This is a genomic window from Streptomyces tamarix (assembly GCF_032423885.1).
GTDB classification, from domain to species: Bacteria; Actinomycetota; Actinomycetes; order Streptomycetales; family Streptomycetaceae; genus Streptomyces; species Streptomyces tamarix.
The window spans coordinates 143,315-166,864 of the sequence record NZ_JAWCTQ010000007.1 but is presented as its reverse complement, the minus strand read 5'-3'; the positions used below and the strand labels follow the sequence as shown (position 1 = coordinate 166,864).

Genomic DNA, 23,550 nt, shown 5'->3' with positions numbered 1-23,550 from the left:
CCCTACAACTGGGTGGGCTGCCGCTCGGTCAGGCCGTACGTCTCGGCGATGCCGTTCCAGAGGCGTGCGGCCTCGCGCTTCGCACCGGTCGCCTCGCCGCTGGCCACGGACGCCCGCGCGGTGCTGCCGGTGTTGCGCGCCCGGCCGTCCTTGCAGTTCTTGGGGTTCTTGACCTGCTCGGCCCAGGCCGCGTAGTGGTCGTCGGCGGTGGCGGACGCCTGCCACGCCTTGGTGAGCGACGCGGACAGTTCCGTGTGGTCCGGCAGCTTGTCGATCCGGATGCCGCGCAGCCGGTTCACCAGCTCCCGCCGCTGGCCGGCGGCCTCCCGCAGGTCGGCGGCGGCCTTGTCCAGCTCCTGGCACTTCTTGATGTTCTCGACGGAGCGGATCACCGCGGCGCGGCTGTCGTTGCTGTCCGCGAGCAGCTTGTCGAGCTCCTCCGCCTGCGCCTTCACCGGGTCCGGGGCCGGCGCGGACGACGACGCCGGGCCCGCGGTCGGGGACGAGGCGGCGACCACGCCCTCCTTGCCCCCCTCGTCGGGCGCCTCGTCGCCGCCGCTCATCAGGGCGCCCGCGCCGAGGCCCACGACGGCGCACCCGACGACCACGGCGGCGACGAGCGGCAGTTTGGAGGAGCGGCGCCGCTCGGGCTCGTCGTAGTCGTCGTAGCCGCGCGGCTCCGCGTACGGCGGGGGCGGCTGGCCGTACGGCTGGTGGGGCTGGTGGGGCTGGCGCGGCGGCTGGTGGCCGTACGGCGGGGGCGGGCGGTGGCCGTGGCCCCGGGGCGGGGCGGAGGAGTCGACGCGCGGCATCTGCTGCGTGGCGCCCGCCGTGTCGTCGCGGAACAGGTTGTCGAACTCCGCCGGGGGGCCGCTGTGCCCCGGTACGGGCGCGATGTACTGCGTGGCCTCCGAGTCCGGGTCCGGCTGCGGCGGCCGGTGCTGCCCGTGCGGGGGCTGGTGTTGCCCGTGCTGGGGCTGGGGCGGCTGCTGCCCATGGGGCTGCTGGGACTGCCCGTGCGGGGGCTGCCCGTGGGACTGCTGGGGCGGGTGCGCCTGCGGGTACTGCGGCGGCTGGTGGGGCTGGTACGGGGGCTGCTGCTGGTACTGCGGCGGCCTCGCGCCGAAGCCGGTGCCCAGGAACTGGGTCGACTCCGCCGGGCTCTCCGCGGGCGCCTGCCCCCGCTCCGGGGGCAGCGGCGCCGACGCCGGCGGAACCGGCCGCAGGTACTGCGTGGCGGGATCCTCGGCCGGCACGGCCTGCGGGGGCGGCGGCCCCCAGGGTTGGCCAGGGGCCTGGCCCCAGGACTGGCCCTCCTGGCCGTGTCCGCTCTGCGTCACCGGGACTCCTACGTGTGAACCTACGGAACCGTCGGCCCACGCTACCGGGTGTGTCGCCGACCCCGCACACGGGTGCGGCCGTTACGCCGCCTGGGGCTCCAGCAGCGCCGTGAACTCCCGTACCGCGGGCTCGTCCCGGAACGGCTCCAACCGGAGCTGGAGGTCGTCGAGGTACTCCGCGCCGCGCGACGACCGCAGCGTGCCCAGGAGTTCGGCCGCCCGCGCCCCGGTGCGGCACGCCTCCTCGACCTCCCGCTGCTGCACCTGCGCCGCCGCCAGCAGGACGAGGCCGATCGCCCTCCGCCGCGCCCGCGTCGCCGGGTGGCCGTCCAGTGCCTCGGTCGCCGCCCGCGCCGCCGCCTGCGCCTGGCCCAGGTCCCGGTGGCAGTGGGCCAGTTCGTCGGCGAGGTACGCGTGGTCGAAGTGGGCGATCCACGGCGGGTCGTCGCCCGAGTCCGGGTCGGCCCGGTCCAGCGCGGCGACGGCCCGGCCCGCCACGTCCTGGCAGGTGCGCGCGTCCCCGAGCAGGGCGTGGCCCCGCGCCTCGGCCGCCAGGAACATCGCCTCCGCGCGCGGGGTGACGTGCCCGCGGGAGCCCTCCTGCGCGGCGCGCGCCAACTGGGCGATCTCGCGCGGGTTCCCGAGCTGCGCCGCCAGGTGGCTCATCGACGCGGCCAGCACGTACCCGCCGTACGCCCGGTCGCCCGCGGCCTGCGCGAGCCGCAGCGCCTGAATGTAGTACCGCTGTGCGAGCCCCGGCTGGCCGGTGTCGATCGCCATGTACCCGGCCAGTTCCGTCAGCCGCGCGACCGCCGCGAAGAGCTGCCGCCCCACCGAGTCCCGGTACGAGCCGGAGAGCATCCCCGACACGACGCTGTTCAGGTAGTGGACCACCACGGGGCGCACGTGCCCGCCCCCGAACCGGTGGTCCAGATCGACCAGCGCCTCCGTCATCGCCCGTACGGCGCGCACGTCCGCCAGGCCGACCCGGGCGCCCGCGCTCCGGGCGACCTGCGCGTCAGGGCCGGTGATCAGCCAGTCCCGGCTGGGCTCGACGAGCGCGGAGGCGGCGACGGTCGAGCCGGAGAGGAAGTCCCGCCGGCCCACGTCGCTGCGCCACAGCTCGCAGACCTGCTCGACGGCGCCCGTCACGGTCGGTGAGAACTGCAGCCCCACCCCGCTCGCCAGGTTCTTGCCGTTCGCCATCCCGATCTCGTCGATCGTGACCGTACGGCCCAGCTTGCGCCCCAGCGCCTCGGCGATGATGCCCGGGGCCCGGCCCCGCGGCTGCTGCCCGCGCAGCCAGCGCGCCACCGACGTCTTGTCGTACCGCAGGTCGAGCCCGCGTTCCGAGCCGACCATGTTGACGCGGCGGGCGAGCCCGGCGTTGGAGCAACCTGCCTCCTGGATGAGAGCCTGCAGCCGTTCGTTCGGCTGACGGGCGACGAGCGGCCTCGCTGCCATGACTACCCCCTGTGGTGCCGGTGGTGATCAGTCGCCCCGATCACTGCCCAGCTGATGTCCGGAGAATGCAGTACTTGGCGATGACACACCAAATCATCGGCAATCACCGCGTTCGCGGTGTATGCCCGAGGAATATCGCAATGGCCTCATCGGCGTCGTCGACCTCACGGACGCCCATGGCACCAGTGACATCGGTGACGCCGTTGCCGCCACTCCCCCGGACCCTGCCTACCCGCCCGCGACTTCCGCCGCCCGTGCGCGCCCCCGGACGTGCACCCATGCGCCCCGCGTGCCGAACCGGTGCTCCACGGCGTTCACTTCTGCGCCCCGTAACCACCCGTGCGGTGGACAGTTGTGCTGTCCGTGGAAGAGACCATGGGAGTCACGGAGGCCGCACACGTCCCCCGGCAGCACGGGGGACCGCTGCCGGACAGCGCCGTGCGGTACGCGGAGGAGCGGCACTGGGACGTGTTCCCCGGCACGTGGTTGGAGACGGTCGACGGCCGGGAGCGCTGCTCGTGCGGGAACGCGGCCTGCGCGTCGCCGGGGGCGCACCCGTTCCGCGAGGACTGGGCGGCCCAGGCCACCGGCAGTCCCGTGGCGGCCCGCCGCCTGTGGGGCAGCCACCCCAGGGCGTCGATCCTGCTGCCGACGGGCCGTACGTTCGACGCGCTGGACGTTCCGGAGACGGCGGGGTTCCTGGCGCTGGCGCGGATGGAACGGCTGGACCTGGCACTCGGCCCGGTCGCCTGCGGGCCGGGCCGGCGGATGGTGTTCTTCGTCCTGCCCGGGGCCGCCGTGAAGGTCGCGGACCTGGTCCGCAGGCTGGGCTGGTCGCCGTCGGGCATCGACCTGGTCGCGAAGGGCGAGGGCGGGTACGTGGTGGCGCCGCCGACGCGGGTCGGCGGCGGGCAGGGCCCGGTGCAGTGGGTGCGCCGCCCGACCCACGCCAACCGGTGGCTGCCGGACGTGGAGGAGCTGATCAGTCCGCTGGCGTACGCGTGCGGCCGGGACGCGGCGGCGGCGAGGAGCCGCTGACGAGCCCTCCTCCGTCCTCCGCCACCCCCGCCCCCTCCGTCCCTCCGCCGCCCCCGTCCTTCCTGCTTCCGGCAGTGGCGGCTCGCGGAGTCTGCCGGAATCGGCGGTCCCGTCCCTACCTGCGGGTTCGTAGGCTGTGCTCGTACAGGTGATCGACGGGGCAGCGGGAGGCGGCAGTGACCACGCCGGAGCAGGGCCGGAGAGTTGACGTGGCGGGCGGGACACCGGAGGCGGTGCCGCCCGCCGTACGCGTGGAGGGGCTGGGGAAGCGCTTCGGCGAGCAGATCGCGGTCGCCGGGGTGGACCTGGTCCTGCCCGCGGGCCGGTTCATCGGCCTGGTCGGCCCGAACGGCGCGGGCAAGACGACGACGCTGTCGATGGTGACCGGGCTGCTCCGCCCCGACCAGGGGCGCGTCGAGGTCGCCGGACACGACGTGTGGCGGGACCCGGCCGCGGTGAAGGCCCGCATCGGGGTGCTGCCGGAGGGGCTGCGGCTGTTCGAGCGGCTGTCGGGCCGCGAACTCCTCGCGTACACGGGGCGGTTGCGGGGCCTGCCGGGCGCCGAGGTCGACAAGCGGGCGGCGCAACTGCTCGACGTGCTGGACCTGGCGGGCTCGCAGCACAAGCTGGTCATCGACTACTCGACCGGCATGCGGAAGAAGATCGGCCTCGCGGCGGCGCTGCTGCACAACCCCGAAGTGCTCTTCCTGGACGAGCCGTTCGAGGGCGTGGACCCCGTGTCGGCGCAGACGATCCGGGGCGTGCTGGAGCGGTACACGGCGTCCGGGGCGACGGTCGTGTTCTCCAGCCACGTGATGGAGCTGGTGGAGTCCCTGTGCGACTGGGTCGCGGTGATGGCCGCCGGACGGATCCGCGCGCACGGCCCGCTGGCGGAGGTCCGCGGCGACGCGCCGACCCTACAGCGGGCGTTCCTGGAGCTGGTCGGCGCGCAGGGCCGCGACGCGGGCGAGTCCCTGGACTGGCTGGGGGGTGCCCGATGACGTACGGGACCGGTGCGGCGGGCGCCTTCGGCACGGGCGCCGGCGCGGGCGCGGCGGGGGGCGCGGACACCGGGACGCTGACCTCCGTCTTCGTGCGGATCAAGCTGTCGCTGCTGCGGAACGGGCTGCGGCAGTCCTCGGGCCGTACCGCCGTCTTCGTCGTGTCGATCGTCTTCGCCCTGCTGTTCGCGGCCGGGCAACTGCTCGGCATGGTGTTGCTGCGGGGGCACGCGCAGGCGGCCACGGTGGCGGTGCTGCTGACCGCGGTGACGGCGCTCGGCTGGGCGGTGGTGCCGCTGTTCTTCCCGAGCGGTGACGAGACGCTGGACCCGACGCGTCTGGTGATGCTGCCGTTGCGGGCGGGGCCGCTGGTGTGGGCGCTGCTGGTGGCGTCGCTGGTGGGCATCGGCCCGCTGTTCACGCTGTGCCTGGCGGTGGGGGCGGGGATCTCCGTGGCGCACGGGGCGTTCGCGGGGGCCGTGGCGGTACTCGCGGTGCCGCTGGTGCTGCTGGTGTGCCTGGCGCTGGCCCGCGCGGTCGCGGCGGCGAACATCCGGCTGCTGACGTCCCGCAAGGGCCGGGACCTGGCGCTGTTGAGCGGCCTGGTCGTGGCGATCGGCATCCAGGTCGTCAACTTCGGCGCGCAGCGGCTCGGCCAGGCGGGTGGGGCGGCGCGGCTGGAGCCGGTCGCGGACGTCGTCCGGTGGGTGCCGCCCGCCTCGGCGGTCGGCGCGGTCGACTCGGCGAGCCGCGGCGCGTACGGGACGGCCGTGGCGCAACTGTTGCTGTCGGCGGCGGCGCTGGCGGCGCTGCTGTACTGGTGGCAGCGGAGTCTGACGCGGCTGATGACGGCGCCGGACGGCTCGACGGTCGCGGCGGTGGGCGCGGACACCGGCCGGGACCGCTCCGGGGCCGGCTGGGCGCGGCTGCTGCCGGAGGGGCGTACGGGCGCGGTGGTGCAGCGGGCGCTGCGGTACGCGTGGCGGGACCCGAAGGCGAAGTCCGGTTGGGTGACGGCGCTCGCGCTGGGCCTGATCGTCCCCGTGTTCAACGCCCTCCAGGGGCACGGCTCGGTGTACTGGGCGTGCTTCGCGGCGGGGCTGCTGGGGACGCTGATGTACAACCAGTTCGGTCAGGACACGTCGGCGTTCTGGATCGTCGCGATGACCGTGTCGTCGAAGCGGGACGCGTACGTGGAGCTGCGGGCGCGGGCGCTGGCGCTGCTGCTGGTGACGCTGCCGTACGCGACGCTGGTGACGGTGGTGACCGTCGCGGTCCTCGGTGACTGGGGGGCGCTGGCGGAGGGGCTGGGCCTCTCGTACGGGCTGCTGGGGGCGATGCTGGGCGTGGGCGCCTGGGCGTCGGCGTTCTTCCCGTACTCGATCCCGCAGGACAGCGCGTACAAGAACGCGGCGCCGGGGCAGGGCGGGCTGGCCTGGGCGTCGATGATGGGCGGGATGCTGCTGTCGGCGGTGCTGTGCGCCCCGCTGATCGCGGCGGTGGTGTGGACGCACGTGGCGTCCGCCGAGCCGTGGGCGCTGCTGCCGCTGGGCGCGGGGTGGGGGGCGCTGCTGACGTGGGGCGGTCTGCACCTGGCGGCGGGCCGCACGTCCCGGCGGCTCCCGGAGATCCTGGCGGCCGTGAGCAAGGCCTGACGGCCCCGCGGCCAGGGGGCGCCCGTGTCGGCGGCGGGGCCGTCGCTGCGGGGCCGGCGGCCCCGCGCCCGGGGCGCCCCCCCCGGCGCGGGCCGCGCCGGGGCGGCCGGGTCAGACGGTCGCGGCGAGGAAGGTCCAGAGGGTTTCGCGCCATGTTTCCGGCTGGTCGTAGTGGAGGTAGTGGCCCGCGTCGGGCACCTCCGCGTACTGGCCCCGCGGCAGGACGCGGACCATCTCCTGCGCCTCCGCGCGGCCCAGCTCGCCGTCGATCCCCCGCACCACCAGCGTCGGGCAGCGGACCCGGGCCAGCGTGTCCCAGTGCGCGTCGTGCACCCAGGTCGAGCGGGCCGCGAGCATCTGGTGCGGCGAGAACGAGGGCCGCCACCCGTCGGGCGAATCGCGCATCACCTCCGCGAAGAACGCGCCCCGCGCGGGGTTCGGCCGCTCGATCCGCGGGTCGTCCTCCCCGAACCACTTCCGCACGTCGGCCAGGGTCGCGAAGGGAACCGGCCAACTGCGGAACCACTCCTCCCACTCCCGTTGCGACGCCGCGCCCAGCGCGGAGGCCCGCATGTCGCCGATGACCAGCGCGTTGACCAGGTCCGGCCGCTCGGCGGCGAGCTGCCAGGCCGTCAGGGCGCCCATGGAGTGCCCCACGAGGGTGGCCGGCGCGAGCCCGAGCTGTTCGATCGCGGCGACCGCGTCCGCCACGTACGCCTCGCGCGTGTAGGGCCCGGCGGCCGGTTTGCCGCTGTGGCCGTGCCCGCGCTGGTCCAGGGCGACGGCCCGGTACCGCCCGGACAGCCAGCGGGCCGTGTCCGCCCAGTGGGCGGCTCGGCCCATCAGGCCGTGCAGGAACAGGACGCCCCCCGCGTACTCGGTGCCGTCGCCGCCCGGTCCCTTGGGCGGGTCGGCGAACTCCCAGGCGGCGAGACGTACGCCGTCGGCCCCGGTCAGATCGATGCGTCGCGCCATGTGCCCTGGCACCCCCTTCTGTCGCGTCTGTCGCGTCGGACGAACCCCCGCCCAGAGTATCGAACATGAATTCGAAGACAGGGGCGCCGGCGGCAACATCGCTCGTTCGAGTGACCCCTCTCAAGGATTGGCGGGCGCCGCCGAGGGGAGATCTTCAACGGGAGGCGGACCACTCGGGGAAAAGGGTCCGACGGGATTGACCCTGAGAGCTCGGGGCTCCGGGTCAGTACAGGGGAGGCCGGGTCCCGGTGCCGTAAGGCACCGGGACCTTCTTCGTGTGTGGACGCGCGCTTCGGTGCGGACGGCGGACGGCGCATCGCGCGACTCCCTCCCCACGGCGGGTCCCCGGCCTGGCCCCAGACTGGCACGCACGCGGACACCCCGCTGTCGTTCCGCGCGAAAGTACCCCATACGGTACGCGCCGGACCCCGGACGGAACGGCGCCGCCCGGACGGGCCGGGGAACGGCACCGTCCGGGCGGCGGGTGACGCGGGTAGGGCGGATGAGGCCGGTGAAGCGGGCGGGGGCGGCGCGGAACGGGCACCCTCAGCGCTTCGGAACCCCAGTGATGGAGCGCATGAGCCCTTCGGGGCCTCAGCGCTTGAGTGCTTGGACGCTTCAGGACCTCAGCGATTGAGCGGATGAGCCCCTCGGGGCCTCAGTGCGTGAGTGCTTGAGCGCTTCAGCGGTGGGGTGCTTCAGCGGTTGAGCGCTTGAGTACTCCAGTACCTCCGCGCTCGGCGGCGGGCGCCTCAGCGCTTGGCGACGAAGACGTGCGACGCCACGTCGGCGTCCAGCTCGGCGGCCTCGCCGCTGCTGCCGACCAGCACGCCGCCGGGCGACTCGGTCACGCTCACCACGGAGCCGGGCTGCACGCCGGCGCGCCGCAGCGTGTACATGAGCTGGGCGTCCGTCTGGATGGGCTCGCCGATCCGGCGCACCACCACGGTCTTGCCCTCCGAGCCCGGGTCCAGCTCGGACAGGGACACCATGTGCTCGTCGAGGAACGGGTCGGCCTCCGCCTGCTCGCCCAGCTCTTCCAGGCCCGGGATCGGGTTCCCGTACGGCGACTCCGTGGGGTGGCGCAGCAGCTCCAGGACACGGCGCTCGACGGCCTCGCTCATCACGTGCTCCCAGCGACACGCCTCGGCGTGGACCTGCTCCCACTCCAGGCCGATCACGTCCACGAGGAGGCACTCCGCGAGCCGGTGCTTGCGCATCACGCGCGTGGCCAGCCGGCGGCCCTCCTCCGTCAGCTCCAGGTGCCGGTCGCCGGCGACGGTCACCAGCCCGTCGCGCTCCATCCGGGCGACCGTCTGGCTGACCGTGGGACCGCTCTGATCGAGCCGTTCCGCGATGCGGGCGCGCATGGGCACCACACCTTCCTCTTCCAGCTCGAGGATGGTGCGGAGATACATCTCCGTGGTGTCGATCAGTCCGGACATACGTGCCCCTCGATGCGTGACTTCCAGTGTGCGCGGCCCTGGCTCAATTGTTGCGCATCCCGTGGGCGGCCGTGCCGCCCCGGGCGGAGCGGTGGCCGGACACCGTATTGACAGGGGAATGGTCCAGACCGCACCGTGATCCGCGACACAACGAGAGGAAGGCCGTGCCGATGGGCGACAGCACGCTGGCCGATCAGTTCTTCGACGCCGCGATCGACCTGCTCCAGCGGGTCCGGGAGGAGGAGGCGGAGCACATCGCCGCCGCGGGCGCCGCCGTCGCCGACACCGTCGCCTCGGGCGGTCGCCTGTTCGCGTTCGGCGCCGGGCACTCGTCGCTGCCCGCGCAGGACGTCGTGTACCGGGCGGGCGGCCTCGCGCTGATGAACCTGCTCGCCGTGCCGGGCGCGGTCGGCGTCGACGTGGTGCCCGCGCCCCTCGGCTCGGCCCTGGAGCGCGTGGAGGGCCTGGCCGCGGCGGTCCTCGACTCGTCGCCCGCCCGCGCGGGCGACCTCCTGGTGGTCATCTCGCTCTCCGGCCGGAACACCCTGCCCGTCGAGATGGCCGTGAACGCCCGCGCGCTGGGCCTGAAGGTCATCGGCGTCACGTCCGTGGCGTACGCGAAGGAGACCCGTCCCCGGAACGCCTCGGGGACCTTCCTGAAGGACCACTGCGACATCGTCCTCGACTCCAAGATCGCCGTCGGGGACGCGGAGCTGTCCCACGAGGGCGTCGAGGCGCCCTTCGCGCCCGCCTCCACCGTCGTGACCAGCGCCCTCATGCAGGCCGTCATGGCCGCGGCGGCCGAGGAACTGGTCCGCCGCGGCATCGAGCCCCCGCTGCTGCGCTCCGGCAACGTCGACGGGGGCCACGAGTGGAACGGCCGCGTGATGGAGGAGTACGCGGACCGGATCTTCTACCGCCGGTAGCTCACGCCGTGAGGCGGCCCGCCTTGAGCGCCGCGACGAACGGCGCCCAGGCGCGGGCCGCGAGGACGAGCGCGGGGCCGCCCGGGACCTTGGAGTCCCGCACGGGAACGACACCGGGCAGGTCGTCGGCGACCTCGACGCACTCACCGCCCGTGCCGTTGCTGTGGCTGGACTTGCGCCACCGCGCGGCGCCGAGGAAGCCTTCCGCGACTTCGACACAGTCACCGCCGGTGGCGTTGCTGTAGCTGGACTTGCGCCAGTGCGCGGTGCTCAGGTCAACGTTGCTGTGTGCCATTTCGGTAATCCTCTGCCGCAGCCTCGACCATGGCCAGGGACGTCTCAGGCGGCAGTGCGACGGCCCTCAGCAGATCGTACGACTCGCGGTAGTGCTGCACGAGCCGCGGGTCGTCGATGAGTTGACCGCTGTGGAGGCTCTCGGTGTACGCGACCGGCGGGGCGTCCGCGAAGGTCATGATCTTCGCCATCCCCATCATGAAGGGGTGGGTGACGGCGGAGGTCGGGACGATCTGGAGCAGGGACCGCGTCGCCCGGGTCACGCCCGCGATGTGCTCCAGCAGCTCGGCCATTTCCTCCGGCGGGAGCACGGCACGCCGGATCACGGACTCGTCCAGGATCGCCCAGAACGCCGGGGGCTCCTCCTTCCGGAAGATCGTCGCGCGCCCCAGCCTGGCGGTGACGTTCTTCTGCACGTAGGCGTCGTCCGCGCGCGGCACGCCCGCCCGGACGATCGCGCGCGCGTAGTCCGCGGTCTGGAGCAACCCCGGTACGAGCAGCGGTGCCCATTCCTCGATCGTGCGGGCGAACTTCTCCATCTCCGCCACGTCCGCGAAGTACTCGGCGTGGCCGCCCTTGCGCGCCTTCCGCACGTCGTCGCAGCCGCGCTCGAAGTACCCGTCCGTCTTCAGGACGCGGTCCACGTGGCGGGCCAGATCGGGCGGCATGCGGCGCTGGCCGCGCTCGATCTCGCTCAGGTACGTCGTCCCGTAGAAGCTGCCCTCCACCAACTGCTCCAGCGTCAGGCCCGCCTCCTCCCGCTGGAAGCGCAGCTCCTTGCCGTAGAAGCACGGAACGCTCTCCGACCCGTCGATGTCCTTGCGCTGCCCTCGCGCCACCGTCGACCGCCCTTCGTCGCGTACGTCGTCGCCGTCAGACGCTACGCACGCCCGGCACCGCACGTGACGGATTCGTCACCATTCGCACATACGGGTGGCCGGGCCCCTCACCCCGGCGGGGCCACCAGGTCCAGGGACGCGGCGATCCGTACGGCGACGCTCTCCGCGTACGCGACGTCCGGGCGTTCGAAGGGCGGGCGGTTCGACGAGCGGAGGAACGTCACCACGCCCAGCGACCGGCCCCGGCTGCGCAGCACCGCGCACAGCGCGTGCGCCGTGCCGTCCGGCCACTGCCGCTCCGCCGCCCACCCGCGCGCGGCCCCCGACGACCAGCCGCTGGCCCGCACCGCGCCCGCCCGGTCCAGCGCGCGCAGGGCCGGGTGGTCCGGCCCGTACGGCACCGGCAGCTCCGCGCCCGCGACGAGCGCCACCGGGCCGGGCGCCCGGGCCGGCGTGGTCGCGACCCGCACCAGCCGCGTGCCGTCGTCGCGGGCCAGGTCCAGCAGGGCGTCGTCCGCGAACCCGGTGAGCGCGAAGTCCAGGTACACGGTCGCCGCCTCCATCGGGTCCTCGCACTCCGCGGCGGCGGCACCCGCCCGGTGCAACTGGCCGGCCCGGAACCGCAGTCGGTCCGCCTCCTGCTCGGCGAGGCGCGCCTCCGTGACGTCCTCGAACAGCCACGCCACGCCGAGCGGCACGGGCTGCCGCGACAGCGGCGACGCGAGCCGCAGGAAGCCGCAGCGCCAGCAGCGCCGCCGCTCCCCGTCCGGGGTGCGGACCGTCGTCCACAGCTCGACCGGCGAGCGGGGGTCGCCCTCCGCCAGTACGTGTTCCAGGGCCGCCTCCAGCCGGTCGGCGCCCTGGGCCAGGAGGTCGCCGAGGGGCCGGCCGAGCAGGGCGGTGCGGGGGGCGCCGAGGGCCCGGGCGGCCCGCGCGTTCACGACGGCGGGGCGCAGGTCGGCGTCCACGACAACGAGCCCGTACGGCGCCTCTCCGAACAGGGCCTCGCTGAGCGCGACCGACCGCTCGAAGTCGAGCTGCGCGTGGACCTCGCCGAAGGCGCAGTACACCCCGGCCGGGCTCCCGTCCGAGCCCCGCACCCCGGACGCCTGGACGCGGACGAGGACCCGGCCGCCGTCCTTGTGGAGCAGCGCGAACTCGTGGAGGCCGCGGCCGGGCCCGTCCGCGGCGGCCGTCAGCCGGGCCTCGATCGCGGCGGCGTCGGCGGGCCGCGCCGCCCATCCGGCGAGGCCGCGGCGGCCGATGGCCTCGGCGGCGGGCCAGCCGAGGATCCGCTCGGCCTCGCGGTTCCAGTGGGTGACCGCGCCGTCCGCGTCGAACGCGCACAGCGCGGCGTCCATCCCGTCCAGCAGCGCGCTGAGCAGGTCCCCGTCCGTCCGGGCCGTTCCGCTCCTGGACGCACTCATCCCGGCACCCCCTGCGAGACGTGTACGCGCGTGCACCCGCATCGCGCCCGGCCATTCAACTGGAACGTGACCCAGGACACACGTGGTTCCGTAAATTCGGTTGAGCGGGGCGGGTCGGGTTCCTAGGGTGTGGAGCACACGAGAAAGGAGGTGATCCGGAAGTGGTTTCTTTTCGGATGCGTGAGGTGACTGCGGGCTGAGGCCTGTCGTCACATGACGGCAGGCCTCCTGCCGTACACCAAGCAGTCACCGGCCCGCGGGCTCGTCGGCACATCCGGCCGACCTCTCCTTGCTAGCAGGAGAGAGCAGAGTCCGCGGGCTTCTGCATGTCCGGCGCGGGCTCCGGCGTGCCCGGCGGGCCTCCGCGTACCCGGTGCGCTACGGGGCGAGCCGCTCCACCCGCCAGCCCCCGCCGGTGCCGCCGTCGCCCGTGCCGCCCTCGCCGGCGCCGCCGCCCTCGCCGTTCTCGCCGTCCGCCTGCCGTACGTACCGGAGCCGGTCGTGGAGCCGGTTCTCGTGCCCCTGCCAGAACTCGACGGTGTCGGGCACGACCAGGAACCCGCCCCAGTGCGGCGGTACGGGCACCTGCTCGCCCTCCGGGTAGCGGGCGGCCAGCTCCTCGTACCGGGCGAGCAGTTCGGCGCGGGAGCCGAGGACGGACGACTGCGCGCTGGCCCAGGCGCCCAGTTGCGAGCCGTGCGGGCGGGTGCGGAAGTACGCGGCCGTCTCGTCGCGGCCGATCCGGGCGGCCCGGCCGGTGACGATGACCTGGCGGGCGATCGGGTGCCAGGGGAAGAGGAGCGAGACGTGCGGGTTGGCGGCCAGCTCGCCGCCCTTGCGGGAGTCGTAGTTGGTGAAGAAGACGAAGCCGCGCGCGTCGTACTGCTTCAGCAGCACCGTACGGGCCGAGGGGCGGCCGTCGGGGGTCGCCGTCGCGACGACCATGGCGTTCGGCTCGTGGATGCCGCCGCGGCACGCCGCCTCCTTGAACCAGCGCGCGAACTGCTCCATGGGGTGCGCGGCCAGGTCGCGCTCCGTCAGCTCGGAGGTGTGGTACTGCTCGCGCATGGGTGCCGGGTCGAGGACGGGGTCCACGGCTGGATCGAGGGCGTCGGTCACGGCGTCCATCCTGCCTCAGGGCGCCGCGACCGCTTCAGTCTGCCCGGCGCCCCGCCGGGCCAACCCCGCCCTCCCGGAACGGCGGAGTGTGCCTGATGTCACGCTTCCCCGCATCGGCGGAACCCGACAGACTCATGGGCTGGGTCACTGTTCGTTCCCTCCACCCACACGTCACCACGAGGAGCCGCCAGATGTCCGACTTCGTACCCGGGCTCGAAGGAGTCGTCGCGTTCGAGACGGAGATCGCCGAACCGGACAAGGAGGGCGGTGCCCTCCGGTACCGGGGCGTCGACATCGAGGACCTGGTGGGGCACGTGTCCTTCGGGAACGTGTGGGGCCTGCTCGTCGACGGCGCGTTCAACCCCGGCCTGCCCCCGGCCGAGCCCTTCCCCATCCCGGTCCACTCCGGTGACATCCGCGTGGACGTGCAGTCCGCGCTGGCGATGCTCGCGCCCGTGTGGGGGCTGAGGCCGCTGCTCGACATCGACGAGGAGCAGGCCCGTGACGACCTGGCGCGGGCGGCGGTCATGGCGCTGTCGTACGTGGCGCAGAGCGCGCGCGGGCAGGGGCTGCCGATGGTGCCGCAGAGCGAGATCGACAAGGCGCGGTCGGTGGTGGAGCGGTTCATGATCCGCTGGCGCGGCGAGCCGGACCCGAAGCACGTGAAGGCCGTCGACGCGTACTGGACGTCGGCCGCCGAGCACGGCATGAACGCGTCGACGTTCACCGCGCGCGTCATCGCGTCGACCGGCGCGGACGTGGCGGCGGCGCTGTCCGGTGCGGTCGGCGCCATGTCGGGGCCGCTGCACGGCGGCGCGCCCTCGCGGGTGCTCGGCATGATCGAGGAGATCGAGCGGACCGGTGACGCCGTCGCGTACGTGAAGCGCGCCCTGGACAAGGGCGAGCGGCTCATGGGCTTCGGCCACCGCGTGTACCGCGCCGAGGACCCGCGCGCCCGGGTGCTGCGCCGCACGGCCCGCGACCTGGCCGCGCCGCGCTTCGAGGTGGCGGAGGCCCTGGAGAAGGCCGCCCTGGAGGAGCTGCACAACCGCCGCCCGGACCGGGTGCTGGCGACGAACGTGGAGTTCTGGGCGGCGATCGTCCTGGACTTCGCGGAGGTCCCGGCGCACATGTTCACGTCCATGTTCACCTGCGCCCGCACGGCCGGCTGGTCGGCCCACATCCTGGAGCAGAAGCGCACGGGCCGCCTGGTCCGCCCGTCGGCCCGCTACGTCGGTCCGGGCCCCCGCGACCCCCGCGAGATCGCCGGTTACGAGGACATCGCCTCCTGACGCCCCCGCCCCACCCCGGGCCCCGCCCCGCCCCCGCGCGCGGCGGGGCCCTTTTTTCGTCCCGAAACAAGCAAGCACGCTTGCTTGTTTCAGGGGGTGCTGGCATGCTCGCCGGGCACACCGCCTGGGGCCCGAGCCGAGGGAGCGCGTCGTGTACCACCCCGTTCTCGATGATCTGCGTGACGAGAGTGACGAGTTGGACCGGGTCGTCGCCGGGCTCGGGGCCGGCGGGTGGGGGCTCGCCACGCCGGCCGCCGGGTGGAGCGTCGCCCACCAGATCGCCCACCTGGCCTGGACCGACGAGGTGGCCGTGCTCGCCGCCACCGCGCCGGAGGAGTTCGCCGCGCACGCGGCCGGGGCCGCCGCCGCGCCGTACGGATTCGTCGACCGGGCCGCCGAGGAGGGGGCGCGAGCCGCACCGGAGGCGCTGCTCGCCCGGTGGCGGGCGGCCCGGCGGAAGCTGGAGGAGGTGCTGCGGGCCCTGCCCGACGGCACCCGCGTCCCCTGGTACGGGCCGCCCATGAGCGGGACGTCCCTGGCGACCGCCCGGCTCATGGAGACCTGGGCGCACGGCCAGGACGTGGCGGACGCCCTCGGCGTCGTACGGGCGCCCACCGCCCGGCTCCGGCACGTCGCCCACATCGGCGTGCGCGCCCGCGACCACGCGTACGCCGTCCGGGGGCTCACCCCGCCGGACGCGGAGTTCCGCGTGGTGCTCGACGCCCCGGACGGGACGGTCTGGGCGTACGGGCCGCAGGACGCCGCCCAGACCGTCACCGGGCCCGCGCTCGACTTCTGCCTCCTGGTCACCCAACGCGCCCACCGCGCCGACCTCGCCCTGCGGGCCCACGGACCGGACGCCGACCGCTGGCTCGACGTCGCCCAGGCGTTCGCCGGGCCGCCCGGAGCGGGCCGGCCGCCCCGGAGGGGGGACGCGTGACGGCGCCCGTGCTGCGGATCGGCAACTGCTCCGGCTTCTACGGCGACCGCTTCTCCGCCGTCCGCGAGATGCTCACCGGCGGACCGCTCGACGTCCTCACCGGGGACTACCTCGCCGAGCTGACCATGCTCGTCCTCGGCCGGGACCGCCTCAAGGACCCCTCCCTCGGGTACGCCAGGACCTTCCTGCGGCAGATGGAGGAGACGCTCGGGCTCGCCCACGCGCGCGGCGTCAAGGTCGTCGCCAACGCCGGGGGCCTCAACCCCGCCGGGCTCGCCGACGCCCTGCGCGCCCTCGCCGCCCGGTTGGGCGTGCCCGTGCGCGTCGCCCACGTCGAGGGCGACGGGCTGCCCCTGCCCGCCGGGGCGCTCACCGCCAACGCGTACCTGGGCGGCGCCGGGATCGCCGCCTGCCTGAGCGCGGGCGCCGACGTCGTCGTCACCGGGCGGGTCACCGACGCCGCCCTCGTCACCGGCCCCGCCGCCGCCCACTTCGGCTGGGCGCCCGACGCCCACGACCCGCTCGCCGGGGCCGTCGTCGCCGGGCACGTCCTGGAGTGCGGCACCCAGGCGACCGGGGGCAACCACCCGTTCTTCCGCCGGTACGACGTGCGGCGCCCCGGCTTCCCGCTCGCCGAGCTCCACGCCGACGGGTCCGCCGTCATCACCAAGCACCCCGGCACCGGCGGCGCCGTCGACGTCGCGACCGTCACCGCCCAACTGCTGTACGAGACGTCCGGCGCCCGCTACGCCGGGCCCGACGCCACCGCCCGCCTCGACACCGTACGGCTCGCCCAGGACGGCCCCGACCGGGTGCGGATCGACGGCGTGCGCGGCGAGGCCCCGCCGCCCCTGCTCAAGGCGGGGGTCACCCGGCTCGGCGGCTGGCGCAACGAGGTCGTGTTCGTCCTCACCGGCCTCGACGTCGACGCCAAGGCGCGGCTGGTGCGGGAGCAGGTCGAGGACGCGTTCGCGCGCTCCGGGGCCCGCCCGGCGGACGTGCGGTGGGAGCTGGCCCGCACCGACCGGGCCGACGCCGCCACGGAGGAGACCGCCAGCGCCCTGCTGCGGCTCGTCGTGCGCGACCCCGACCCGGAGGCGGTGGGCCGCGCCGTGACGGGCGCCGCCGTCGAGCTGGCCCTCGGCAGCTACCCCGGCTTCCACGTCACCGCGCCGCCCGGCCGGGCCGCCCCGTACGGCGTGTTCGAGGCCGTGTACGTCGAGCCGGGCGCCGTCACCCACACGGCGGTGCTGCCCGACGGGCGGCGCGTCCCCGTCCCGCACCCCGCCGCCACCCGCCCCCTCGCCCCCGTACCGGAGCCGCCGCTCCCGCCGCCCCTGCCGCCCGGGCCGGTCCGGCGGGCGCCGCTCGGGCTGGTCGCCGGAGCCCGCAGCGGCGACAAGGGCGGCGACGCCAACGTCGGCGTGTGGGCCGAGTCGGACGCGGCGTGGCGGTGGCTCGCCCACGCGCTGACCGCCGACCGCCTGCGCGACCTGCTGCCGGAGGCCCGCGACCTGCCCGTCGCCCGCCACGTCCTGCCCCGCCTGCGGGCCCTGAACTTCACCGTGACCGGCCTCCTCGGCGAGGGCGCCGCCGCGCGGGCCCGGTTCGACCCGCAGGCCAAGGCGCTCGGCGAATGGCTGCGCTCCCGCCACCTCGACGTCCCGGAGGTCCTGCTGTGACCGTCCTCGCCTCCGCCCTCGACCCGGCGTCCCCCGCGTACGGGGCCCACCGCCGCGCCATGCTCGCCAAGCTGGCCGAACTCGACGCGCACCACGCCGAGGCCCTCGCGGGCGGCGGCGAGGCGTACGCCGCCCGGCACCGGGCGCGCGGCAAGCTCCTCGCCCGGGAGCGCGTCGAACTGCTCCTCGACGAGGACGCGCCGTTCCTGGAGCTGTCGCCGCTCGCCGCCTGGGGCTCCGAACACCCGGTCGGCGCGTCCCTCGTCACCGGCATCGGCACCGTCGAGGGCGTCGAGTGCCTGATCACCGCCAACGACCCGACCGTGCGCGGCGGCGCCTCCAACCCGTGGACGCTGCGGAAGGCGCTGCGCGCCAACGAGATCGCGTTCGCCAACCGGCTCCCCGTCGTCTCCCTCGTCGAGTCGGGCGGCGCCGACCTGTCCTCCCAGAAGGAGGTCTTCATCCCCGGCGGCGCCCTCTTCCGGGACCTCACCCGCCTCTCCGCCGCCGGGATCCCCACGGTCGCCGTCGTGTTCGGCAACTCCACCGCGGGCGGCGCGTACGTCCCCGGCCTGTCCGACCACACCGTGATGATCAAGGAGCGGTCGAAGGTGTTCCTCGGCGGTCCGCCGCTGGTGCGGATGGCCACCGGCGAGGAGAGCGACGACGAGTCGCTGGGCGGCGCCGAGATGCACGCCCGCACCTCCGGCCTCGCCGACCACTACGCCCTCGACGAACCCGACGCGATCCGCCAGGCCCGCCGGATCGTCGCCCGCCTCCACCACCGCAAGGCACACCCCGACCCCGGCCCGGCCGAACCGCCGCGGTACGACCCGGAGGAGCTGCTGGGCATCGTCCCCGGCGACCTGCGCACCCCCTTCGACCCGCGCGAGGTGATCGCCCGGATCGTCGACGGCTCCGACTTCGACGAGTTCAAGCCGCTGTACGGGACGAGCCTGGTCACCGGCTGGGCGCGGCTGCACGGTTACCCGCTCGGCGTCCTCGCCAACGCGCGGGGCGTGCTGTTCAGCGCCGAGGCGCAGAAGGCCGCCCAGTTCATCCAACTCGCCAACCAGCGCGACGTCCCCCTGCTGTTCCTCCACAACACGACCGGCTACATGGTCGGCAGCCAGTACGAGCAGGGCGGCATCATCAAGCACGGCGCCATGATGATCAACGCGGTGTCGAACAGCCGCGTCCCGCACCTGTCGGTCCTCGTCGGCGCCTCGTACGGCGCCGGGCACTACGGCATGTGCGGCCGGGCGTACGACCCGCGCTTCCTCTTCGCCTGGCCCAGCGCCAAGTCCGCCGTGATGGGCCCGCAGCAGCTCGCCGGCGTCCTGTCGATCGTCGCCCGCGCCGCCGCGCGGGCCAAGGGGCGGCCCTACGACGAGGACGGTGACGCCGCGCTGCGCGCCGCGGTGGAGCAGCAGATCGAAGCCGAGTCCCTGCCGGTGTTCCTGTCCGGGCGGCTGTACGACGACGGGGTCATCGACCCGCGCGACACGCGTACCGTCCTCGGGCTGTGCCTGTCGGCGATCCACACCGCACCGGTCGAGGGCGCGCGCGGCGGCTTCGGCGTCTTCAGGATGTGAGGCCCCGTGATCGAGACCCTGCTCGTCGCCAACCGCGGCGAGATCGCCTGCCGCGTCTTCCGCACCTGCCGCGACCTGGGCGTCGCCACCGTCGCCGTCCACTCCGACCCGGACGCGGGCGCCCTGCACGTGCGGGAGGCCGACGCCGCGGTGCGGCTGCCGGGCGCGGCGCCCGCCGACACGTACCTGCGCGGCGACCTGCTCGTGGCGGCGGCCCTCGCGGCGGGCGCGGACGCCGTGCACCCCGGCTACGGGTTCCTCTCCGAGAGCGCCGCCTTCGCGCGCCGCGTCGAGGAGGCGGGGCTGACCTGGGTGGGGCCGCCGCCCGACGCCATCGAGGCGATGGCGTCCAAGACGCGCGCGAAGCGGCTGATGGGCGCCGAACCCCTCGACCCGGGCGCGCTCACCGACGCCGACCTGCCCGTCCTGATCAAGGCGGCGGCGGGCGGCGGCGGCCGGGGCATGCGCGTCGTGCGGGACCTGGGGGCGCTGGCGGGGGAACTGGCCGCCGCCCGCGCCGAGGCCCTGTCGGCGTTCGGGGACGACGAGGTGTTCGCGGAGCCGTACCTCCCGCGCGGACGCCACGTCGAGGTGCAGGTCCTCGCCGACGGCCACGGCACGGTGTGGCCGCTCGGCACCCGCGACTGCTCCCTGCAACGCCGCCACCAGAAGGTCGTCGAGGAGGCCCCCGCGCCGGGCCTGCCGCCCGCGCTCGTCGACGAGCTGTACGGCACGGCCGTGCGCGCCGCCCGCGCGATCGGCTACCGGGGCGCGGGCACCGTCGAGTTCCTCGTCGGCCCGGACGGCACCGCGCACTTCCTGGAGATGAACACCCGCCTCCAGGTCGAGCACCCCGTCACGGAGGCCGTGTACGGCGTCGACCTAGTCGCCCTCCAACTGCGCGTCGCGGAGGGCGCCGCCCTGCCGCCCGGGCCGCCCGCCCCGCGCGGCCACGCCGTCGAGGCCCGCCTGTACGCGGAGGACCCGGCGCGCGGCTTCGCCCCGCAGACCGGCACGCTCCACGCCCTGGAGGTGCCGGGGGTGCGCCTGGACACCGGGTACGCCGCCGAGGACGAGGTCGGCGTCCACTACGACGCCCTGCTCGCCAAGGCCGTCGCCCACGCCCCCACCCGCGCCGAGGCCCTGCGCGTCCTCGCCCGCGCCCTGGAACGGGCCCGCGTGCACGGCCCGGTCACCAACCGCGACCTCCTCGTCCGCTCCCTGCGCCACCCGGAGTTCACCGAGCCGGGCCGCGCCGACACCGGGTTCTACGACCGGCACCTGCCCGCCCTGACCGCCCCGCGGCCCGGCGGCCGGCACGCGGCCGTCGCCGCCGCCCTGGCCGAGGCCGCCGCCCGCCCGGGGCCCGGCGCGTGGCGGAACGTCCCGTCGCAGCCGCGGAGCAGGACGTACGTCGAGGAGCACGGCGGGACCCGCGTCGACCACGAGGTCCGCTACGTCCGCACCCGCGACGGCCACGCCCTGCCGGACGACCCGGACGTGCGGGTCGTGTCGGCCGGCGCGCACGAGGTGCGCCTCGACGTGGGCGGCGTCGTCCGCCCGTACCGCGTCACCGTCCGCCCCGGCACGGACACCGTCCACGTCGACGCGCCGGCGGGCGCGTACCGGCTCACGCGCCGCCCCCGCTTCACCGACCCGGCCGGGCACACCGCGCCCGGCTCGCTCCTCGCGCCCATGCCGGGCACCGTCGTCCGGGTCGCGGAGGGCCTCGCGGTGGGCGCCCGCGTCGAGGCGGGGCGCCCGCTGCTGTGGCTGGAGGCCATGAAGATGGAGCACCAGGTCACCGCGCCCGCCTCCGGCGTCCTCACCGCGCTCCACGCCGAGCCGGGCCGCCAGGTCCAGGTCGGCGCGCTCCTCGCCGTCGTCGAACCGGAGCCCCCCGAGGGGCCGTCCGCACAGCCGGAGCCCCCCGAGGGGCCGCCCGTCCAGTCCGCACAGGAGGAACAGGCATGACCGCAGCCACCGGCACCCCCTTCGAGACCGACGGGCAGCGGGCCCTGCGCACCGCCGTCGCCGCCCTCGGCCGGCGCCACGCCGACGCCCACGACGACGACCCCGGCGTGCTGTGGCGGGAGGCGGGCAAGCTCGGCTACCTCGGCGTGAGCCTGCCCGAGGAGTACGGCGGCGGGGGCGGCGGCATCGCCGAACTCGCCACCGTCCTGGAGGAGCTGGGCGCCCAGGGCTGCCCGCTGCTGCTGCTGATCGTCTCCCCCGCGATCTGTGGCACGGTCATCGCCCGGTTCGGCACCGAGGAGCAGAAGCGGCGCTGGCTGCCGGGGCTCGCGGACGGCAGCCGCATCATGGCGTTCGGGATCACGGAGCCGGACGCGGGCTCCAACGCGCACCGCATCACCACCACCGCCCGCCGCACCCCGGACGGCTGGGTCCTGTCGGGCCGCAAGGTGTTCGTGTCCGGCGTCGACCTGGCCGAGGACACGATGATCGTCGGCCGGAGGGAGGACACGCGCACGGGCGCGCTGAAGCCGTGCCTGTTCGTCGTCCCGAGGGACGCGCCGGGCTTCCACCGGACCGCCATCGACATGGAACTGCGCGCCCGCGAAAAGCAGTTCGAGCTGGTGCTGGACGAGGTGCGGCTGCCCGCCGACGCGCTGGTCGGCGACGAGGACGCGGGGCTGCTCCAGTTGTTCGCGGGGCTGAACCCGGAGCGGGTGATGACGGCGGCGTTCGCGCTGGGCATGGGCCGGTACGCGCTCGCGAAGGCGGTGGCGTACGCGAAGGAGCGCCGGGTGTGGAAGGAGCCGATCGGCGCCCACCAGGCCATCGCGCACCCGCTGGCCCAGTCCCACATCGAACTGGAGCTGGCCGGGCTCATGACCCGCAAGGCGGCCCTCCTGTGCGACGCGGGCGACGACGTCGGCGCCGGTGAGGCCGCCAACATGGCGAAGTACGCGGCGGCCGAGGCGTGCGTGCGCGCCGTCGACCACGCCGTGCACACCCTCGGCGGCAACGGCCTCACGCGCGAGTACGGGCTCGGCAGGCTCGTCACCGCGTCGCGGGTGGCCCGCATAGCGCCGGTGAGCCGGGAAATGATCCTGAACTACGTCTCGCACCAGTCCCTGGGACTTCCCAAGTCGTACTGACCCACTCCATCGGAGGCGAGAGCCATGCCCCTGGTCACCACCGCCCACGACCGCGCCGTCACCACGCTCACCCTGGACGCCCCGGACACCCGCAACGCCCTCTCCGCCCGCCTGGTAGCGGAGTTGGCGGACGCGCTGGAGGAGTGCGCGAAGGACCCGGAGGTACGGGCGGTGGTCCTCACCCACACCGGCTCCACGTTCAGCTCGGGCGCCGACCTGAAGGCCCCGCCGAGCCCGTACGCGTTCGTGGCGCTGCTGCGGCGGATCGTGGAGCTGCCCAAACCGGTCGTGGCGCGGGTCGCGGGGCGGGTGCGGGCGGGCGGCGTGGGGCTCGTGTCGGCCTGCGACCTGGTCGTGGCGTCGGAGGCGTCGGACTTCGCGCTGACGGAGGTGCGGATCGGGGTGGCGCCCGCGCTGGTCTCGCTGACGCTGCTGCCGCGCCTCGACGAGCGGGCGGCGTCCCGCTACTACCTGACCGGCGAGTCCTTCGGCGCGGCGGAGGCGGCGCGGATCGGCCTGGTGACGGTCGCCGCGCCGGAGGTCGACGGGGTGCTCGCGCCGCTGCTCGACGCCCTGCGGAAGGGGTCGCCGCAGGGGCTGGCCGCGTCGAAGCGGCTGGTGACGGCTAGGGTGCTGGAGACCTTCGAGCGGGACGCGGAAGACCTCGTCCAGCGCTCGGCGACGCTCTTCGCCTCGGCGGAGGCGCGCGAGGGAATGACGGCCTTCCTGGAACGACGGGACCCCGCATGGGCGATGTGACCCCCAAGCAGGACCGCAGCCGCGCCACCCGGCAGCGGCTGCTCGAAGCCGCCGTGGCCTGCCTGGCCGAACGCGGCTGGGCGGGCTCCACGGTGACCGTCGTCGCCGAGCGGGCGGGCGTGTCGCGCGGGGCGGCGCAGCACCACTTCCCGACGCGGGAGGACCTGTTCCTGGCGGCGGTCGAGTACGTCGCCGAGGAGCGGTCGCAGGCGCTGCGCGCGCTGGACGGCAAGGGCCGCGCGGAGGTCGTCGAGGCGCTGGTCGCCCTGTACACGGGGCCGCTGTTCCGGGCGGCCCTGCACCTGTGGGTGGCCGCGTCCGACGAGGACCAGTTGCGCCCGCGCGTCACGGAGCTGGAGGCCCGCGTCGGCCGGGAGGCGCACCGGATGGCGGTGGAGCTGCTGGGCGCGGACGAGTCGGTGCCGGGGGTGCGGGAGACGGTGCAGGGGCTGCTGGACATGGCGCGGGGGCTGGGGCTGGCGACGCTCCTGACGGACGACGGGGCCCGCCGCGAACGGGTGGTCGCCCAGTGGTCCCGCCTGCTGGACGGGGCCCTGGGCTGAGCCTCCGCGCGGGACGGGCGCCTCGTGCGGGACGGGCGCCGCGTGGGGGACGGGCGCCGCGGGGCCGCGGGGCC

20 protein-coding genes are annotated in these 23,550 nt (G+C 75.2%); 12 read left to right on the top strand and 8 right to left on the bottom strand.

The annotated features are described in order from the left end of the window. Positions 1–2 precede the first annotated feature (2 nt). Both RND61_RS08620 and RND61_RS08615 read right to left on the bottom strand, forming a co-directional pair. Positions 3–1,340 carry a hypothetical protein gene (locus RND61_RS08620; protein ID WP_315877216.1) on the bottom strand — a complete coding sequence of 446 codons (1,338 nt, stop codon included), beginning with the start codon at positions 1,338–1,340 and terminating at the stop codon, positions 3–5. Between the two features lie 81 nt (positions 1,341–1,421). Continuing rightward, positions 1,422–2,804 (bottom strand): transcriptional regulator, encoded by a 1,383-nt coding sequence (locus tag RND61_RS08615; protein WP_315877215.1) that lies wholly within the window; start codon positions 2,802–2,804, stop codon positions 1,422–1,424. Between the two features lie 354 nt (positions 2,805–3,158). Between RND61_RS08615 and RND61_RS08610 the strand changes: the two genes are divergently transcribed. The 3 genes from RND61_RS08610 to RND61_RS08600 all read left to right on the top strand — a co-directional run bounded on the left by RND61_RS08610 (position 3,159) and on the right by RND61_RS08600 (position 6,498). Beyond that, positions 3,159–3,842 carry a bifunctional DNA primase/polymerase gene (locus RND61_RS08610; protein ID WP_315877214.1) on the top strand — a complete coding sequence of 228 codons (684 nt, stop codon included), beginning with the start codon at positions 3,159–3,161 and terminating at the stop codon, positions 3,840–3,842. Between the two features lie 176 nt (positions 3,843–4,018). Next, the gene (locus RND61_RS08605; RefSeq protein ID WP_391653091.1) at positions 4,019–4,843 is read left to right on the top strand and encodes an ABC transporter ATP-binding protein; all 825 of its coding nucleotides are present in this window, start codon (positions 4,019–4,021) and stop codon (positions 4,841–4,843) included. Further along, a complete protein-coding gene (locus RND61_RS08600; RefSeq protein WP_315877213.1) occupies positions 4,840–6,498 on the top strand; it encodes a transporter in 1,659 nt (552 codons plus the stop codon). The genes RND61_RS08605 and RND61_RS08600 overlap by 4 nt, the downstream gene beginning before the upstream one ends. Positions 6,499–6,609: 111 nt before the next feature. Here RND61_RS08600 and RND61_RS08595 read toward each other — a convergent pair whose 3' ends face one another. Together RND61_RS08595 and RND61_RS08590 are read right to left on the bottom strand one after the other, a co-directional pair. Then, the gene (locus tag RND61_RS08595) at positions 6,610–7,473 is read right to left on the bottom strand and encodes an alpha/beta fold hydrolase (protein WP_315877212.1); all 864 of its coding nucleotides are present in this window, start codon (positions 7,471–7,473) and stop codon (positions 6,610–6,612) included. Between the two features lie 752 nt (positions 7,474–8,225). Next, positions 8,226–8,918, bottom strand: a complete 693-nt coding sequence (locus RND61_RS08590) for a metal-dependent transcriptional regulator (protein WP_315877211.1) — start codon at positions 8,916–8,918, stop codon at positions 8,226–8,228. Between the two features lie 170 nt (positions 8,919–9,088). Here RND61_RS08590 and RND61_RS08585 point away from each other — a divergent pair, with 170 nt between their 5' ends. After that, positions 9,089–9,844 carry an SIS domain-containing protein gene (locus RND61_RS08585; RefSeq protein WP_315877210.1) on the top strand — a complete coding sequence of 252 codons (756 nt, stop codon included), beginning with the start codon at positions 9,089–9,091 and terminating at the stop codon, positions 9,842–9,844. Between the two features lies 1 nt (position 9,845). Here the strand turns inward: RND61_RS08585 and RND61_RS08580 are convergent, their stop codons facing one another. The 4 genes from RND61_RS08580 to pdxH form a co-directional block, all read right to left on the bottom strand. Further along, on the bottom strand, positions 9,846–10,139 hold the full coding sequence (locus RND61_RS08580; RefSeq protein ID WP_315877209.1) for a DUF397 domain-containing protein: 294 nt from the start codon (positions 10,137–10,139) through the stop codon (positions 9,846–9,848). Continuing rightward, entirely contained in the window at positions 10,120–10,977 is an 858-nt protein-coding gene (locus RND61_RS08575; RefSeq protein WP_315877208.1) for a helix-turn-helix domain-containing protein, read from the bottom strand. Before RND61_RS08575 ends, RND61_RS08580 begins: the two co-directional genes overlap by 20 nt. Positions 10,978–11,084: 107 nt before the next feature. After that, positions 11,085–12,404, bottom strand: coding sequence for a PAS domain-containing protein (locus tag RND61_RS08570; RefSeq protein ID WP_315877207.1), 1,320 nt, complete (start codon positions 12,402–12,404; stop codon positions 11,085–11,087). A 378-nt stretch (positions 12,405–12,782) separates the two neighbouring features. Further along, positions 12,783–13,472, bottom strand: coding sequence for a pyridoxamine 5'-phosphate oxidase (gene pdxH / locus RND61_RS08565; protein WP_315877258.1), 690 nt, complete (start codon positions 13,470–13,472; stop codon positions 12,783–12,785). A gap of 242 nt (positions 13,473–13,714) precedes the next feature. Between pdxH and RND61_RS08560 the strand changes: the two genes are divergently transcribed. From RND61_RS08560 to RND61_RS08525, 8 genes are all read left to right on the top strand, one after another. After that, a complete protein-coding gene (locus tag RND61_RS08560) occupies positions 13,715–14,815 on the top strand; it encodes a citrate synthase 2 (protein ID WP_315877206.1) in 1,101 nt (366 codons plus the stop codon). A gap of 151 nt (positions 14,816–14,966) precedes the next feature. Further along, entirely contained in the window at positions 14,967–15,755 is a 789-nt protein-coding gene (locus RND61_RS08555) for a TIGR03084 family metal-binding protein (RefSeq protein ID WP_315877205.1), read from the top strand. Beyond that, the gene (locus RND61_RS08550) at positions 15,752–17,437 is read left to right on the top strand and encodes an acyclic terpene utilization AtuA family protein (RefSeq protein ID WP_315877204.1); all 1,686 of its coding nucleotides are present in this window, start codon (positions 15,752–15,754) and stop codon (positions 17,435–17,437) included. Before RND61_RS08555 ends, RND61_RS08550 begins: the two co-directional genes overlap by 4 nt. Beyond that, positions 17,434–19,032, top strand: a complete 1,599-nt coding sequence (locus tag RND61_RS08545) for an acyl-CoA carboxylase subunit beta (RefSeq protein ID WP_315877203.1) — start codon at positions 17,434–17,436, stop codon at positions 19,030–19,032. Before RND61_RS08550 ends, RND61_RS08545 begins: the two co-directional genes overlap by 4 nt. A 6-nt stretch (positions 19,033–19,038) precedes the next feature. After that, a complete protein-coding gene (locus RND61_RS08540) occupies positions 19,039–21,006 on the top strand; it encodes an acetyl/propionyl/methylcrotonyl-CoA carboxylase subunit alpha (protein WP_315877202.1) in 1,968 nt (655 codons plus the stop codon). Next, positions 21,003–22,154, top strand: a complete 1,152-nt coding sequence (locus RND61_RS08535; RefSeq protein ID WP_315877201.1) for an acyl-CoA dehydrogenase family protein — start codon at positions 21,003–21,005, stop codon at positions 22,152–22,154. Before RND61_RS08540 ends, RND61_RS08535 begins: the two co-directional genes overlap by 4 nt. Before the next feature lie 24 nt (positions 22,155–22,178). Then, entirely contained in the window at positions 22,179–22,913 is a 735-nt protein-coding gene (locus RND61_RS08530) for an enoyl-CoA hydratase family protein (RefSeq protein ID WP_315877200.1), read from the top strand. Further along, complete coding sequence (locus RND61_RS08525; RefSeq protein ID WP_315877199.1) at positions 22,901–23,476, top strand: TetR/AcrR family transcriptional regulator; 576 nt, start codon at positions 22,901–22,903, stop codon at positions 23,474–23,476. The genes RND61_RS08530 and RND61_RS08525 overlap by 13 nt, the downstream gene beginning before the upstream one ends. Positions 23,477–23,550 lie beyond the last annotated feature (74 nt).

Coding starts and splice junctions, on each gene's coding strand:
- RND61_RS08560 (WP_315877206.1), top strand. CDS start 13,715: ATGTCCGACTTCGTACCCGGGCTCGAAGGAGTCGTCGCGTTCGAGACG.
- RND61_RS08570 (WP_315877207.1), bottom strand. CDS start 12,404: ATGAGTGCGTCCAGGAGCGGAACGGCCCGGACGGACGGGGACCTGCTC.
- RND61_RS08590 (WP_315877211.1), bottom strand. CDS start 8,918: ATGTCCGGACTGATCGACACCACGGAGATGTATCTCCGCACCATCCTC.
- RND61_RS08600 (WP_315877213.1), top strand. CDS start 4,840: ATGACGTACGGGACCGGTGCGGCGGGCGCCTTCGGCACGGGCGCCGGC.
- RND61_RS08535 (WP_315877201.1), top strand. CDS start 21,003: ATGACCGCAGCCACCGGCACCCCCTTCGAGACCGACGGGCAGCGGGCC.
- RND61_RS08585 (WP_315877210.1), top strand. CDS start 9,089: ATGGGCGACAGCACGCTGGCCGATCAGTTCTTCGACGCCGCGATCGAC.
- RND61_RS08525 (WP_315877199.1), top strand. CDS start 22,901: ATGGGCGATGTGACCCCCAAGCAGGACCGCAGCCGCGCCACCCGGCAG.
- RND61_RS08530 (WP_315877200.1), top strand. CDS start 22,179: ATGCCCCTGGTCACCACCGCCCACGACCGCGCCGTCACCACGCTCACC.
- RND61_RS08615 (WP_315877215.1), bottom strand. CDS start 2,804: ATGGCAGCGAGGCCGCTCGTCGCCCGTCAGCCGAACGAACGGCTGCAG.
- pdxH (WP_315877258.1), bottom strand. CDS start 13,472: ATGCGCGAGCAGTACCACACCTCCGAGCTGACGGAGCGCGACCTGGCC.
- RND61_RS08580 (WP_315877209.1), bottom strand. CDS start 10,139: ATGGCACACAGCAACGTTGACCTGAGCACCGCGCACTGGCGCAAGTCC.
- RND61_RS08595 (WP_315877212.1), bottom strand. CDS start 7,473: ATGGCGCGACGCATCGATCTGACCGGGGCCGACGGCGTACGTCTCGCC.